The sequence below is a fragment of the Kitasatospora sp. NPDC054795 genome, from assembly GCF_053611565.1.
On the sequence record NZ_JBSHAP010000181.1, the window covers coordinates 1 to 14147 of the forward strand.

Genomic DNA, 14147 nt, shown 5'->3' on the forward strand with positions numbered 1-14147 from the left:
CGCGGGGGGCCCCGGCGCCGGGGCCGGGCGCGTCGGCCGCCCCGCCCCCGGGCGGGCCCCCCAGGGCCCCGCGGGCCCCGCGGGGGGGGGGGGGGGGGGCGCGGCCGCCCTCGCCGGGGATCTTGCCGGGAACCTTGATTGGATGTCATGTCCCGCACATTACGGCCGTCCGGCGCCCGCGGCCCGACGACACCGGCATCCGGGGCGGCGACACGCCGGCGCACGGAGCAACACCCGCTCACCCCTCCGCCGACGCCGTCCGCGCGTACAGCACCGACCGCCCGGCCGGTGGGCGCCGACCAGGCCGGCGTCCCGCAGGGCCGTCAGGTACTGGGACACCGCGGGCGCCGACAACCCGGTGCGCCGGGCGAGCTCCACCGTGGAGGCCGGGGGCGATGGCCCCCACACGGGGCCGGTGCCGCGCGCCGGACGGGCGAGCTGCAGCGGGTCCGGCGGGGCCGGACGGGTGCGGAGCGCCGGGCCGGTGAAGACGGACGGCACCAGCGGGAGGCCCGCCCGGGTCGTGGGCCCTGGCGGCGGGCGGGTGCGGTGGCGCAGCCGCAGGCTCGGCCCGACCTCCCGCATCGGGGAGACCGCGACGCGCATCCGCGCCAGGTCGCCCGCCGTGAACGGCAGTTCGGCCGCCAAGCCCCACCCCCGTGGATTCACACCTGGTCGAATCGTTGGCACTCAGGCCGGTGCAGCAGTGATCATCATGGGCATGACTTCGAGCGCAGTTGCGAACACCCCCGTCACGCCCGTCACCCCCGTCACCGCCGCCGCCTCCGGTACCTGGAAGCTCGGCGACCGCACCGTCCACCGGATCGGCTTCGGCACCATGCGTCTGCCCCAGACCGGCCCGGCACTCGTCCCGCACGCCGTCCCCCGCGACCGCGAGCAGGCGTTGCGGGTGCTGCGCCGCGCGGTCGAGCTGGGCGTCAACCACATCGACACCGCCGCCTTCTACTTCTCGCCGCTGCGCTCCGCCAACGAGCTGATCAACCGGGCGCTCGCGCCGTACGCCGACGACCTGGTGATCGCCACCAAGGTCGGCCCCGGCCGCGGCCTCGACGGCGAGTGGGTCGAGCACGCCCGCACCCCCGCGCGACTGCGCGCCCAGGTGGAGCAGAACCTGCGTCAGCTCGGCCGCGACCACCTCGACCTGGTGAACCTGCGTGTCCTCGGCACCGACTCGGTCGCCGAACGCTTCGGCGCGCTGGCCGAGTTGTGCCGGGCCGGGCTGATCCGCCGACTGGGCCTGTCCAACGTCCACCCGCACCAGCTCGCCGAGGCGCAGACCATCGCGCCGGTGGTCTGCGTGCAGAACCCGTACGGCATCGGAGCCACGCCGGCGCAGGACGAGGTGCTGCGGATCTGCGGGGAGCAGGGCATCGCCTTCGTCCCCTTCTACGCGATCGCCGGGGCCGGGCGGGAGGGCGGCGCCGCCGAGACCGAGCCCGCCCAGGTCCGGGCGGTGGCCGAGGCGCGCGGGGTGAGCACCGCGCAGGTGCGGCTGGCCTGGACCCTGCACCGCGGCCCGCACGTGCTGGCCATCCCGGGCACCGGCGACGTGGCGCACCTGGAGGACAACATCGCCGCCGGGGCACTGCGGCTGTCGGCCGAGGAGCTGGCGCTGCTGGACGAGGCCCACGCGGACTGAGGCAGAACCGGGCACCGTCCGGGCCGGAACGGGCACGCCCCGGGCCGGAACGGGCACGACCTGATCCGGAACCGGGCACGGCCCGCGGCGCGTCACTCCGGGGCGAATCGATCTTCGCCCACCGTGAGGAGCCCCCGAGCATGACCGACCTCGCCACCCGCTATCTCTACCTGGCCCGCCACGGCGAGGCCGCCTCCGAAGGCGACGGCAGCGGGCTCACCGCCGCCGGACGCCGGCAGGCCGCCCTGCTGGGCCGGCGGCTGGCCGGCCGTCCGGTCTCGGTGCTGCACCACGGCCCGCTGCCCCGGGCCGCCGAGACCGCGCGGCTGGTCGCGGAGCAGCTGACCGGCGTGCGGCCGCGGCAGTGCGAGGAGGCCGGGGACTTCGTGCCGTACGTGCCCGAGCGGGACGAACTCCCCGAGGACAGCGCCGAGTTCCTGCTGAACTTCCTCTCGACCACCACGGCGCAGGAGCGGGAGCAGGGCGCCGCGCTGGCGCGGCGGGCCGTCGAGCGGTTCACCGGGCCGGTGCCGGGCCGCGAGGAGCGGCACGAGCTGGTCGTCACCCACGCCTTCCTGGTCGGCTGGCTGGTCCGGCACGCCCTGGACGCCCCGGCCTGGCGCTGGCTCGGCGTCAACGCGGCCAACGCGGCGCTGACCGTCCTGCGCTACACCCCCGGCCGGCCGCCCGCCGTGCTGCTGCTGAACGACCAGGGCCACCTGCCGCAGGAGCTGCACTGGACCGGCTACCCTCCCCAACTCCGCTTCTGACAAGGGCCCGAGCGCCTCTCCGGGGGACTCCCGAAGGATCACCGGAAGGCCGCCGGAGGACCGCCGGAGCAGCCTCGGCGGCCCGTCGACAAAAATATGCAGACCGGTCTACTATCACCGCATGGGAGTCAAGGGCGAGGAGACCCGGGCCCGGCTGATCGCCGGCACCAGGGAACTGATCGAGGCGCAGGGCTACTTCGGGACCGGACTCAACCGGATCGTGGCCGCCACCGGCGCCCCGCGCGGCTCGCTCTACTTCCACTTCCCCGGCGGCAAGGACCAGTTGGTGGCCGCCGCGCTCACCCAGGCCGGCCAGGAGGTCGAGGCGCTGCTCACGGCCCTGGCCGGCGAGGGCGCCGACACCGCCACCCTCGCCGAGCAGCTGATCGAGGCCTTCGCCGAGCGCCTGGAGCGCTCGGACTACACCAGCGGCTGCCCGATCGCCACCGTCGCCCTGGAGGTGGCCGGCACCAACGAGACCCTACGGACGGTCTGCGCCGGGCTGTACGCGGGCTGGCAGCAGGTCCTGGCCGACCGCCTGGAGCGCGAAGGCTTCGGCCCGGCGCAGGCCGCGGCCGCCGCCGGGCAGGCGCTCGCCCTGCTGGAGGGGGCCGTCCTGCTCGCCTCCGTCCGGCGCAGCCGCGAGCCACTGGACCACGCCCGGCACGCCGTCCGGCACTTGCTCGGCTGCCGGTAGCCGGAGCGCGGGCGGCGGGCCGTTCCGCGCCGCCGCCCGCCCACGCCCGAAAAATATGCAGACCGGTCTACTGATTCTGAATCCCTGGAGTTCACCGTGCCCCCCACCCCACCGCCCCGGACCCTCGTCCTCGGCGCCACCGGCTTCCTCGGCCGCTGGCTCGTCCTCGAACTGCTCGGCCGCGGCGAGCCGGTGGCCGCCGCCGTCCGCGACACCGCCGGCGCGGACACCCTGCGCCGGTGGCTGCGCGACCACGGCGCGGACGGCACCGCGCCGACCACCGTCACCGCCGACCTCACCCGCCCCGGCCTCGGACTCTCCCCCGAGGACGACGCCCGGCTCGGGGAGGTCCGCGACGTCCACAACCTCGCCGCCCGCTACGCCTTCGGCCTCACCCGCGCCCAGGCCGAACCCGCCAACGTCCACGGCGCGCTGCACGCCCTGCACTGGTCCGCCACCCGGCCCGGGCTGCGCCGCCTGGTCCACCTCTCCGGCTACCGCGTCGGCCGCGACCCGCGGCCGCGGTACCCCCTCGACCCCTCCGCCACCGCCACCCTCTACACCCGCCTCGGCGCCTACGAGGCCTCCAAGCACCTCGGCGACGCCGCCGTCCGGGTCACCGCACCCCGCCTCGGCGTCCCGCTCACCACCGTCAACCCCAGCAGCGTCATCGGCCACTCCCGGACCGGCGAGGCCGGCCAGTACCTGGGCCCGGCCCAGCTCGTCCGCCAACTCCACCGCGGGCGCCTCCCCCTGCTGCCCGGCACCCGGCACACCTTCCTCCCCGTCGTCACCGTCGACCACCTGGCCCGTTTCCTCGCCGCCGTGCCCGAGCACGACCGCGACCCGCTCGCGGCCCACACCGTCCTCGACCCCACCACCCCCTGCCTCCCCGAGCTGATCGCCCTCCTCGCCCGCCACCTCGGCGTCCGCCCGCCCCGCGCCCTGATCCCCGTCCCCCTCGTCCGCCGCCTCCCCCGCGTCCTCACCGGCGCCGATCCGGAGACCCTCACCTTCCTCTCCGAGGACCGCTACGACACCGACTCCGCCGATCGCCTCGCCGCCGGCGCCGGCCTCACCCACCCGCCCCTCGCCCCGGCCCTGACCCGCTGGGCCACCCGCCTGGTCGAGGAGGGATTCGGCACACGGTGACGCCGGCGCGGGAAGTCGGCCCGGCCGACTTCCCACGCGGCACGCGCCGCTGAAGCCTGTTCCAGAAGGTCGGAGGGATTTCTCCGACACGGGCACGGGCGGGGTACTCCGGGCCCGATCACGGGCGTGGAGCGGCTGTGGACCGTGGACGGGACACGGCCGGCGGGTGGCTTGCCTGCGAGTGCGGTGTGTCGGCGGTGGTGATCGCAGGTGCGGAGCCGGCCGACGCAGGCGTCCCGGCGTGCCTGTTCGGTGCGGTAGGGCCGGGGCACAGGCCCACTCGTCGAACAGGGCGCGATGCCCTCGGCCGCGAGCGCATCGCGCCAGGCATGTGACGTGCGGCAGTCGCGGTGGCGGTCTCCTCGCGTTCGTCCGCCAGGGTCTCGCCGCGGGCGAGCCGGTAGTGGATCAGGACCGGTGAACGGCGGCCGGGTCAGGCCGCGCAGGCAGGCGATGCGGGCCGGTCCGATCCGGGACTCCGCCGTACACCGCCCGCCCGAAATCCGCTTGCCGTGGTGCGGAGAATCGGGGGCGTGGCCGTCACCGGAGCGCGGGCCGTCGAGCTCGTCGAATCACTGCTGACCGAACTGCCGCCGGGTCACCCCGAGTTGGTGGTCCACGTGGTCGTGGAGCACAGCCTCGGGTGGATCATCTCCTGCAACTCGCCCGAGTTCGTCCGCACCGGCGACCGGCAGCACGCGCTCGTCGGCGGCGGGCCCTACCTGGTGGACCTGCACGACGGGAGCGTCCACGTCATTCCCGCCACGACGTTCATGGCCCACGACTGGGAAGCGCTCTACCTCCGGCAGGTCAAGGGCGTCCGGCCGCCCGACCCCTTGGCGGACCTCACCGAGGAGAAGGTCGTCTGCCCTCCGTTGTCCATCGGCACCGTACGGCCGGGGCACGGCTGACCGGCTACGCCTCCCGCTCGAAGAGCAGCAGCGTCCAGTGGACCTCGCCCCGGCCGTGCAGGTCTGCGCGGGTCGCGCGGTGGAGGAGGCGCAGCCCGCAGTCGGTGGCGAGGGTGACGGTGGTCTCGTCCGGGAGGTCGAACATGTGGCGGCCCGGCGGGACGGGGCCGTGGCGGACGGTGAGGGCGAGCCGGCCCGCGGGGGCGAGGAGGCGGGTGAGGGCGGCCATCGCGGGTGGGCGCTCGGCGGGGGCGAGGTGCATCCAGACGGCGGTGAGCAGGACGAGGTCGTAGCTCGCGCCCTCGGCGACGAGCGCGGGCAGTTCGGGCAGCGCGTCGGCGACCCAGCGCACGTCCGAGCCGGCGTGCAACCGCTCTCCGACGGCCCGGAGTTCGGGGGTCGGCTCGACCGCGACCACCCGGTGGCCGAGGGCGGCGAGGGCGGCGGCGTCGCGGCCGGTGCCGGCGCCGACGTCCAGGACGGACGCGGGCGGGGCCGGGTACAGGTGGTGCAGCTCGCGGTGCACCTCGGTGAAGCTCACGCTCTCGTACTGGACGGCGAGTTGCTCGGCCGCCGCGCCGTACCCGGCGGTCCCCGCGGGCGCGTTCACTCCGCCTCCCGGACGGCCACCGCGTCCCCGGCCGCGGCCGCGCGGGCGAAGAAGTCCCGCAGCTCGCGCAGGTCGTGGACGACGAGCGTCGCCCAGGCCTCGGACCACGGCGTCGGGTAGCCGAGGTGCACGGCCGTACGGGCGAGCACGCTGTTCTGCTGGCGGACGAGTTCGCCGAGCGCCGAGTCGCGCAGGAACGCGGAGGCCGCCGCGACCTGTTCGGGGCGCAGCACGGGCACTGCACCGTCCGGCAGTGCGCCGTCCGGCTGGTGCGGGCCGCCGCCGTAGACGGGCAGTCGGGCGGCCGGGTCGGGATGCAGGCCGTTCTCGGTGAGCGCGAGTTCCATCAGGACGGCGGTGCGCCGCACGCCGAGGGCGAGGCCGGCGGCGGCCAGCCGGTCGTACCGGACGTCGCGGTCGCGGGGCACGAGTTCGCCGAGTTGCTCCGGCGAGCAGGTGCCCACGGCCCGGCCCGGCAGGCGGTGCCAGAAGTGATCCACTCTCACCCGCTCAGCGTAACGAAGGAACGGGTTCGTCACTCCTGCACCGAGCGGTTCGGGTCACATCGCACCGCGCCACATCCGTTCAGGCCGGGACATACCGGACCGCTCCGGGTCGCCCCGGATCGTGCGTTCGGGCGGTGCGTTCAGGCTTCGCCCGGGTGCCAGGCGGGCCACTCCCAGGGGCGGTCGGCCCAGTGGACCCGTTGCGGGTCGCGCGGGTCGAGGTCCGGGAAGAGCTGATTGACGCGCGGCTCGAACTCCTCCTGTGCGAGCGGTTCCCAGCCGTGGCCCTCGAAGTGGATGAGGCGGTAGCGGCTGTCGGTCCGGAACTCGGCCACTTCGACCAGGGGTTTGGACGTGCTGTTGGTCTCCATGCCCCCCAGCATGTGGCGCGGCGGCAATCAACGCCCGTCCAGACCCCTCTTCCGGGTCATGTCCCGGCGTCGGCGCGCTCGTTGAGCACGGAAAGGTTCTGAGGGGGGCCGCTGGAAGGACGAGCACATGACTGGGCAGCCCACCGGAGGGCAGTGGCAGTGGCCGCAGAACGCTTGGCAGCCGCCGCCGGTCCCGACGAATCCGCTACCGCCGTGGTCCACCGCCACGCCGCCGCCGAGGCGTCTGTCACGCAGGGCCTGGACGGCCGCGATGGTCGGGACGGGCGCCGTGCTGGCCTCCGTCCTGGTGATGTGCGGGCCGGGGGCGGGTGACGAGCTGAGCGTGGCGGCGCTGCCGGACGCCTCGCCTTCCGCCTCGGACCCGGCGGCGCAGTTGCTGCCGGTCTCCCCCTCACCGGCCGTGCCGGCACCGTCCCCGCTGCCGCCGCCCACCCCGGGCGCGGTGATCGCGGTGGGCAGGCCGGGTACGACGGCGGGCGGGCCCGGGGCCGGTGCGACGACCGACGCCGCGCACGCCTCGGCGAGCGCGCGCCCCAAGCCGGGGCACAGCCCGCACGCCCCGGCTCCGGCCCGCGGCCAGTCGGCCGCGCCCACCCCGGCGGGTGCCGGGGCGGGCGGGGGCCGGAACAGCATCTGCGACCAGGCCGAGCGGGCGGGCCACTGGCCGGCCGGGTCGGAGTCGGCCCGGCTCTGCCACAGCATCTACGGCTGAATCCACGGCTGAGCCGAGGGCGGCCCCGGAGCCATGGACGCGGCCGAACCGGTCGGGCCGGTCGGAACCACCGAACCGGTCGGGCCGGCCTACCCGGTGGGGCCGGTCGGCGCGGTCGATCCGGTCGGCGCGGCAGAACCGGCCGGTGTGCCCGGGGCCCCCGCCGTCCCCAGCAGTCCCTTGTCCAGCCGGGGCGCCAGTACCCGCGCCAGGGTGTCGGTGATGTGCCCGGTGTCCCGGTACAGCACCACGCCCTCCAGCACCGCCGGGCAGGAGGGCCCGGCGCCGGGGCAGAGCAGCGGGCCGAGGTCGAGGGTCCGCACCCCGTACCTGGCGGCGAGCCCGCCGTCCAGCACCGGGTCGGGCTCGAAAGCGGTGTCGCGGGGGAAGAAGCAGGCGTCCGAGCGCCCGTCGGAGGCGGCCAGGCAGGTCGGGATGTCCTTGCCGGGCATCGGGGTGTCGCCGAGGTAGGCGAGCGGGGCGCCGAGCGCGGTGAGCCGGTCCAGGGTGCGGGTCCAGCCCTCGGCGCGCTCCTCCTGGCTGCCGTACCGGTTGAGCCCCGCCATCAGGACCAGGCGCGGCTTGGGGCCGGAGGTCAGCCGGGTGAGGGTGTTCTCGCGCCAGCGGTCGCACTCGTCGAAGGTGCGGCCGAGCACGTTGTTGCGCACGGTGAGGGTGGCCAGCGGGCAGCCGGGCTTGACCAGGACCTCCAGGGCCCAGTGCCGCTGCTCGGCCAGGGCGAGGCCGGCGGAGATCCACTGCCCGGCGTGGGAGTCGCCGAGCAGCACGATCCGGTCGGGGCTGTCCTCGGCGCCGAAGAGGCAGCGCGGGCTGTTGTCGGCGTTGAGCGGGATCTCGCATCCCTTGCCGGGCGGGAAGTCCTCCCGGGCCCGGGCCAGCGACGGCGTCAGGGTGAGCACCCGGGCGCCGGGGGCGAGCAGGCTCGGTCCGTCGGGGGCTCCGGCGGGGGCCGCCACGGACCCGGCGGTGGGGTCGCCGAGAGCGCGCACGGTGCCGCCGCCGAGGGTGAGCGCGGCGATCAGCGGGATGACCAGGGCGCTGGCGCCGACCGCGAGCCCGCGCCGGGGGGCGGGGCTGCTGCCGTAGCGCAGCGGCTGTTCGACCAGCCGCAGGGTGAGCCAGGCGGGCAGCGCGGCGGCGGCGGTGAGCGCGAGCAGGGTGGTCCAGGGCAGCGGGCCGTAGCGGGCCTGGGCGATGGTCACCACCGGCCAGTGCCAGAGGTACCAGGCGTACGAGAGCCGTCCGGCGGCGCGCAGCGGGCGGGCGGCGAGCAGCCGTCCGGCGTCGGCGGCGCCGGGGGTGCCGTGCCCGGCGAGCAGGACGGCGGCGGTGCCGAGGACGGGCAGCAGCGCGGCGGTGCCGGGGAAGGGGGTGTTGCGGTCGTACAGGAACGCCGGCGTGAGCACGGCGGCGAGGCCGAGCCAACCGAGCACCCGCAGCGTCCGCAGAACCGGGCGCCGCTCGGCGCGGGCGGCCAGCGCCGGGCCGGCCAGCGCCGCGCAGGCGCCGGTCGCGAACTCCCAGAGCCGGCTGCCGGTGGAGAAGTAGGCGAGCGGCGCGGAGGTGGCCGTCCAGCGCAGGCAGAGCGCGAGCGAGACCCCGCCGACGGCCACCGTGGCGAGGGTGATCGCCAGGGTGCGGCGGCGCCCGTGGAGGTAGCGGGCGAGGCCGAGCAGCAGCACGCCCCAGAGCAGGTAGAACTGGTTCTCCACGCCCAGCGACCAGAAGTGCTGCAGCGGGCTGGGGTCGCGTTCGGCGGCCAGGTAGTCGGTCTGCTCGCCGACGAAGCGCCAGTTGGCGAACTGGCCGGCGGAGGCGATCAGGTCGCGGGCGAGGTCGGTGCCGCGCAGCGGGTCGAGCAGGGCGCCGCCGGCGACGGCGGTGGCGACCAGCACGGTGGCGGCGGCGGGCAGGATGCGCCGGGCGCGGCGGGCGGCGAAGTCCCACAGGCCGAGCGGGCGCCCGACGAGCAGGCCGGTGATCAGGAAGCCGGAGACGACGAAGAAGACGTCGACACCGACGAAGCCGCCGGTCAGGCCCGGGACGGCGGAGTGGAAGGCGAGGACGGAGAGCACGGCGACGCCGCGCAGCCCCTCGATGTCGGGGCGGAAGGCGGTGCGCCGGCGGGTCTGCCCGCTCTCGGCGACGGCGGCGCCCTGCGGGGCGGCGGGTTCCCGGCCCACTCTGACGACGCCGGGCAGCAGGTCGGCGGGTGTGTCGGTCGCGGCAGGCGCGGCCGGCGACGACGAGGCAGAGGCGGACGACGGCGACGGGGCCGTGGCGGATGAGGAGGACGAGGCTGAGGACGATGGTACGGCCGTTGACACGGCGGTGCTCCTTGCAGGGCTGGCAGCGGTTGGTCGGGCCCGCCGGGCCGATGGGGCGGCCGGGCGGTGTCCGCGCCGGTGGGGCGACGCGCAAGGAAACTCGGTGGAACAGAGCTGGCGTGACGGTCCGTCAGAAAATCAGCGGGTCGGCCCAGCCGGAGGCCAGCAGCCCGCACAGCAGCAGCACGGCGGTGACGGCGACGGCCTCGGCCCGCCCGAACCCGAGGTCGGAGCGGCCCGGTGCGGGCGCGGCGACCTCGCCGACGGCGGCTCCCTTGCCGCCGCCGGTGCCGTTGAGCAGCGGCCGCAGTTCCCGGATCAGCGGGATCATGGTGTACGCGGTGAGTGCGAGCAGCCCGGCGAGCGCCCAGTACGGCCGCCAGCCGTGCAGCAGCGCGGCCCGGACCAGTCCGGCGGCGCCCGCGAGGACGACGAAGCCGAGCCAGCCGACCCCGATCCGGGCGACGGCACGGGCGAGCGAGCTGCCGCCGGACACGGCGCCGGTGGGCACCCAGTCGGCGGAGCGGCGGCGCAGCGCGTGCACGATGGCGACCACGTGGCAGAGCCCGCCGAGGAGTTGGACCCGGGTGACCTCGAAGCGCCAGCGGGTGCGGGACATCGCGGGCAGCAGCACCAGGGCGACCCAGATCGGCGGCAGGAACGGCAGCACCTGCCAGGGCTGGATCTCCTCGGGCCGGAAGAACAGCATGATCAGGGCGGGCAGCGGCACGGCGAAGACGTTCACCGCGCTGGTGACGTAGCCGAGGATGCCGTTCCAGAAGCAGAGCCGGGCGGACCGCGGGAGCGGCCCCTTGCGGAAGTCCGGGTCGCGGACCAGGGCCAGGGAGCCGAGGCACCAGCGGTACTGCTGGCTGATGAAGGCGGGCAGGCCGGTGGGCGACATGCCCTTGGCGACCAGCGCGGGGACGTAGCGGGTGGCCCATCCGGCGCGGGCGAGGGCGAGGCCGGTGTAGAGGTCCTCGCTGTGGTCGATCTCGGCGAAGCCGCCGATCCGCTTCAGCGCGGCGCGGCGGTAGAGGGCGTTGGTGCCGCAGCAGACGGTGCCGTCCTGCGCGTCCCGGGAGGGCTGGATCCAGCGGTAGAAGATCTCCTGGGTGGCTCCCGCGGCGCGTTCGAGCCAGGACATGTCGGCGTCCGTGTCGAAGCACTGCGGGCTCTGCACGATGCCGACCTCGGGGTTGTCGAGGTAGGGCACCAGGTGGTGCAGGAAGTCGGGGCGGGGGCAGAAGTCGGCGTCCAGGACGGCGACGATCTCGCCGGTACCCTCGGCCAGGCCGTGGTTGAGGTTGCCGGCCTTCTTGAACCGGCCCCGGTCGGGCCGGGCGTGGTACCGGAAGCCGTAGGACTCGGCGAGTCGGCGCACCTCGGGGCGACCGGCGTCGTCGAGGACCAGCACGGTCAGCTCGCCGGGCCACTGGACGGCCGCGGTGTGCCGGTAGGCGTTGTCGAGGACGGCCAGTGGTTCACCGGCGGTCGGCAGCAGCAGGTCGACGCTCGGAGCGCGGTCGGGGTTCCAGGCGCGCAGCAGCAGGTCGTGGGAGTCGCGGGTGAAGCGCCGGGCGCGCTGGCCGTCGGTGAGCGAGAGCAGCCAGGTGGCCGCGTTGAGCACGGTGAGCACCAGGAAGGGCCAGAGCAGCGGCTTGCTGAGGGCGAACAGGCCGAGCGTGGCGGTGGCTCCCGCGTAGGAGAGGGTGGCGCAGAGCAGCACCCAGCGGCGCTGCGGGCCGAAGTACCAGTAGAGCTCCTCGTCGTCGGGCGGGCTGGGCAGGCGGTGGTCGTCCGGGTCCGCGGGTGTCCGGCGCGGACCGGTGTCGGATGCGGGCATGGCGGTGCCATGGAGTACGGGCATGCGGAAATGGCCCCCCTGGGCAGCGGACGGAGCGTGGCCGTTCGCACTCAGCTTCTCATATTGGCCTAGACCAATAATGAACGAGGTATGACATCTCCGCATCGCCCCAGCTCAGTGACTTGACCGTGCGTCACCTGCGGAGATCCGGTCCAGCGGAACTGAACCGGACCCCGAGCCAGAGCCGTTCCGGGGATCGTCAACTCCCCGGCCGGTCACGGCTCCAGCACCGCCACAGCCGTCAACTTCCGTACACGGACGTCCATTCCGTCAGGAATCCGCCTTCAAGTCCTTGACGAGGTGGGCGAACCGGAGGTCCGGCCGGAGCGGGATGCCGAAGCGCTCGTCGCCGTACGGGAACGGGCTGAACTCCCCGGTGCGCCGGTAGCCGCGCCGCTCGTACCAGGCGATCAGGTCGACGCGCTGCTCGATCACCGTCATCTCCATCGCGCCGACGCCCCACCGCTCGACGGCCAGCCGCTCCGCCTCGGCCAGCACGGCCCGGCCGATCCCGCCGCCCTGGAGACCCGGGCGCACCGAGAACATCCCGAAGTACGCCCGCTCGCCGCGCTGTTCCAGCTGGCAGCAGGCGAGCAGCTCGCCGTCCCGCTCGGCCAGCAGCACCAGGCCCTCGGAGTGGCCCACGGCCTCCGTGACGGCCTCCGGGTTGGTGCGCCGGCCGTCCAGCAGGTCCGCCTCGGTGGTCCACCCGGCCCGGCTGGAGTCGCCCCGGTAGGCGGACTCGACCAGGGCGACCAGCGCCGGGACGTCGGCGGGCGTGGCGGGCCGGAACACGGGCTCCCCGTCGGGCCGGGCGGAATCGGTGGCGGTCTCGGTCATGGCTGGTCCTCTCCTCACGTGCGGGGCCGCCCGTGGTGGCCGGCCCGCGGGCATCGTGCCACAGCGCGCCGGGCGCACCCGGAGCCGCCCCGGAGCCCCTCCGGTGCCGACCGCAGCCCGTTCCCCTCCCCGGTTCCGGCCGACCGGACCGGCAGAACCGGCAACGCCGGTTGCCGGTCGCGGTGTTCCGGCACATCTGACATGCGTTCACTATGTGAAAAAAGATGCCTGGTGGCAGTGCCAGGTACATGGCTACTCTGCGGTACGGCCGGTCAGACCCCGGCCGAACCGGGTCATTTCGACCCTCCCCCTGCTCGGACCAGAGGAGTGCCCATGCCCCGCTCTTCCCGCTCCGCCCGCACCACCGGCACCGACAGACCGGCCCGCCGCCGTCTGCCCGCGCTCGCCGCCCTCGCCGCCGCGACCGCCCTGGTCGCCGGCGCGGCCGCCCCCGCGTACGCGGCCGAACCCGCCCCTGTCGCCCCCGTCGCCGAAGGCCGCCCCGGCTTCCACCCCGAGCAGGACTTCGCCGGCTCCACCGTCGCCGCCCGCGAGGGCCGCGGCGCCGCCGCCCCGTTCGCCTCCCTCGCCGCCACCCAGACCCCGGGGCTGGACGTCTCCAGCTACCAGGGCAACGTCAACTGGTCCTCGGTGGCCGCCAACGGCGCCAGGTTCGCCTACGTCAAGGCCACCGAGGGCACCGGCTACACCAACCCGTCCTTCGCCCAGCAGTACAACGGCTCCTACAACGCCGGGCTGATCCGCGGCGCCTACCACTTCGCGCTGCCGAACGCCTCCTCCGGCGCCACCCAGGCCAACTACTTCGTCAGCCACGGCGGCGGCTGGTCCGCCGACGGCAAGACCCTGCCGCCCGCGCTGGACATCGAGTACAACCCCTACGGCGCCACCTGCTACGGCCTCAGCCAGAGCGCCATGGTCGGCTGGATCCGGGACTTCAGCAACACCGTGCACTCCCGCACCGGCCGCTACCCCACCATCTACACCACCACCAACTGGTGGACCCAGTGCACCGGCAACAACGGCGGCTTCGGCACCACCAACCCGCTCTGGATAGCCCGCTACGCCTCCTCCGTCGGCACCCTGCCGAACGGCTGGGGCTACCAGACCTTCTGGCAGTTCGCCGACTCCGGCACCTTCCCCGGTGACCAGAACTACTTCAACGGCGCGGCCGACCGCCTCCGCGCCCTCGCCCTGGGCTGACGGCCGAGGGCCGAGGGCCGACGAGTGACGGCTTGACGGCTTGACGGCTTGACGGCCGACAGCCGACGCACCCGCGCCGGTGCGGGACCCGCCGCAGCGCGTCCCGCACCGGCCGGTGTCGGACCGACGGGGGTTCACAGGGCCTTGAGGCCGTCCAGCAGCTGCTGGCCACCCGGGCTGCCGAGGCCGGTGGATCGCTCCAGCGATCGGGTCAGCGCCGGGAGCCTCGCGACTCCTGGTCGTGTGCTTTCGACTGTCCGCGTACGGCACACGCTTATGTCGTACACGTACAGCGTCCTCCCGGCCCCCGGTGCCGTCAAGGGGCCGCCGGGGGAAGCGAAGTGGACGCGAACAGGAACGCGGCGGGACGCCGACGGGCGCCCCCCCCCGCCCGGGGCCGGGGGGGCGGCGGGGGGGGGCGGCCCCGGGGGCGCGTCCGGGGGGGGGGGGGGGGGGGGGGG

General features: G+C 75.3%; 14 protein-coding genes. 7 read left to right on the forward strand and 7 right to left on the reverse strand.

Annotated features, from left to right (window positions below):
- Positions 1-159: 159 nt before the first annotated feature.
- Positions 160-606, reverse strand: coding sequence for an ArsR/SmtB family transcription factor (locus ACWGJO_RS38090; RefSeq protein WP_452190239.1), 447 nt, complete (start codon positions 604-606; stop codon positions 160-162).
- Positions 607-721: 115 nt separating this feature from the next.
- On the opposite strand from ACWGJO_RS38090, the gene ACWGJO_RS38095 reads away from it, so the two are divergent.
- From ACWGJO_RS38095 to ACWGJO_RS38115, 5 genes are all read left to right on the forward strand, one after another.
- Positions 722-1660: an aldo/keto reductase gene (locus tag ACWGJO_RS38095; protein WP_452190227.1), complete on the forward strand. Its 939-nt coding sequence runs from the start codon at positions 722-724 to the stop codon at positions 1658-1660.
- A gap of 140 nt (positions 1661-1800) precedes the next feature.
- The gene (locus tag ACWGJO_RS38100) at positions 1801-2430 is read left to right on the forward strand and encodes a histidine phosphatase family protein (RefSeq protein WP_452190228.1); all 630 of its coding nucleotides are present in this window, start codon (positions 1801-1803) and stop codon (positions 2428-2430) included.
- Between the two features lie 121 nt (positions 2431-2551).
- On the forward strand, positions 2552-3127 hold the full coding sequence (locus ACWGJO_RS38105) for a TetR/AcrR family transcriptional regulator (protein WP_452190229.1): 576 nt from the start codon (positions 2552-2554) through the stop codon (positions 3125-3127).
- Positions 3128-3223: 96 nt separating this feature from the next.
- On the forward strand, positions 3224-4279 hold the full coding sequence (locus tag ACWGJO_RS38110) for an SDR family oxidoreductase (protein WP_452190230.1): 1056 nt from the start codon (positions 3224-3226) through the stop codon (positions 4277-4279).
- Positions 4280-4812: 533 nt separating this feature from the next.
- On the forward strand, positions 4813-5190 hold the full coding sequence (locus ACWGJO_RS38115) for a YrhB domain-containing protein (protein ID WP_452190231.1): 378 nt from the start codon (positions 4813-4815) through the stop codon (positions 5188-5190).
- A 4-nt stretch (positions 5191-5194) separates the two neighbouring features.
- Here ACWGJO_RS38115 and ACWGJO_RS38120 read toward each other — a convergent pair whose 3' ends face one another.
- From ACWGJO_RS38120 to ACWGJO_RS38130, 3 genes are all read right to left on the reverse strand, one after another.
- Positions 5195-5800 carry a class I SAM-dependent methyltransferase gene (locus ACWGJO_RS38120; RefSeq protein ID WP_452190232.1) on the reverse strand — a complete coding sequence of 202 codons (606 nt, stop codon included), beginning with the start codon at positions 5798-5800 and terminating at the stop codon, positions 5195-5197.
- Positions 5797-6306 (reverse strand): DUF1877 family protein, encoded by a 510-nt coding sequence (locus ACWGJO_RS38125; RefSeq protein ID WP_452190233.1) that lies wholly within the window; start codon positions 6304-6306, stop codon positions 5797-5799. Before ACWGJO_RS38125 ends, ACWGJO_RS38120 begins: the two co-directional genes overlap by 4 nt.
- Positions 6307-6446: 140 nt before the next feature.
- The gene (locus ACWGJO_RS38130; RefSeq protein ID WP_452190234.1) at positions 6447-6677 is read right to left on the reverse strand and encodes a hypothetical protein; all 231 of its coding nucleotides are present in this window, start codon (positions 6675-6677) and stop codon (positions 6447-6449) included.
- A 127-nt stretch (positions 6678-6804) separates the two neighbouring features.
- Between ACWGJO_RS38130 and ACWGJO_RS38135 the strand changes: the two genes are divergently transcribed.
- The gene (locus ACWGJO_RS38135) at positions 6805-7410 is read left to right on the forward strand and encodes a hypothetical protein (protein WP_452190235.1); all 606 of its coding nucleotides are present in this window, start codon (positions 6805-6807) and stop codon (positions 7408-7410) included.
- A gap of 89 nt (positions 7411-7499) precedes the next feature.
- On the opposite strand, the gene ACWGJO_RS38140 is transcribed toward ACWGJO_RS38135, so the two are convergent.
- The 3 genes from ACWGJO_RS38140 to ACWGJO_RS38150 all read right to left on the reverse strand — a co-directional run bounded on the left by ACWGJO_RS38140 (position 7500) and on the right by ACWGJO_RS38150 (position 12465).
- A complete protein-coding gene (locus ACWGJO_RS38140; RefSeq protein WP_452190236.1) occupies positions 7500-9614 on the reverse strand; it encodes an acyltransferase family protein in 2115 nt (704 codons plus the stop codon).
- 274 nt (positions 9615-9888) lie between these two features.
- Positions 9889-11628 (reverse strand): glycosyltransferase family 2 protein, encoded by a 1740-nt coding sequence (locus ACWGJO_RS38145; protein ID WP_359911068.1) that lies wholly within the window; start codon positions 11626-11628, stop codon positions 9889-9891.
- Between the two features lie 267 nt (positions 11629-11895).
- Positions 11896-12465, reverse strand: coding sequence for a GNAT family N-acetyltransferase (locus tag ACWGJO_RS38150; protein WP_452190237.1), 570 nt, complete (start codon positions 12463-12465; stop codon positions 11896-11898).
- Positions 12466-12798: 333 nt separating this feature from the next.
- On the opposite strand from ACWGJO_RS38150, the gene ACWGJO_RS38155 reads away from it, so the two are divergent.
- On the forward strand, positions 12799-13686 hold the full coding sequence (locus ACWGJO_RS38155) for a lysozyme (RefSeq protein WP_452190238.1): 888 nt from the start codon (positions 12799-12801) through the stop codon (positions 13684-13686).
- The last annotated feature ends 461 nt before the right edge of the window (positions 13687-14147 follow it).

What these genes read in the sequence shown, in the direction of transcription:
- ACWGJO_RS38090 (WP_452190239.1), bottom strand. Translation starts at nt 606, where the DNA reads ATGCGCGTCGCGGTCTCCCCGATGCGGGAGGTCGGGCCGAGCCTGCGG.
- ACWGJO_RS38095 (WP_452190227.1), top strand. Translation starts at nt 722, where the DNA reads ATGACTTCGAGCGCAGTTGCGAACACCCCCGTCACGCCCGTCACCCCC.
- ACWGJO_RS38100 (WP_452190228.1), top strand. Translation starts at nt 1,801, where the DNA reads ATGACCGACCTCGCCACCCGCTATCTCTACCTGGCCCGCCACGGCGAG.
- ACWGJO_RS38105 (WP_452190229.1), top strand. Translation starts at nt 2,552, where the DNA reads ATGGGAGTCAAGGGCGAGGAGACCCGGGCCCGGCTGATCGCCGGCACC.
- ACWGJO_RS38130 (WP_452190234.1), bottom strand. Translation starts at nt 6,677, where the DNA reads ATGGAGACCAACAGCACGTCCAAACCCCTGGTCGAAGTGGCCGAGTTC.
- ACWGJO_RS38135 (WP_452190235.1), top strand. Translation starts at nt 6,805, where the DNA reads ATGACTGGGCAGCCCACCGGAGGGCAGTGGCAGTGGCCGCAGAACGCT.
- ACWGJO_RS38145 (WP_359911068.1), bottom strand. Translation starts at nt 11,628, where the DNA reads ATGCCCGTACTCCATGGCACCGCCATGCCCGCATCCGACACCGGTCCG.
- ACWGJO_RS38150 (WP_452190237.1), bottom strand. Translation starts at nt 12,465, where the DNA reads ATGACCGAGACCGCCACCGATTCCGCCCGGCCCGACGGGGAGCCCGTG.
- ACWGJO_RS38155 (WP_452190238.1), top strand. Translation starts at nt 12,799, where the DNA reads ATGCCCCGCTCTTCCCGCTCCGCCCGCACCACCGGCACCGACAGACCG.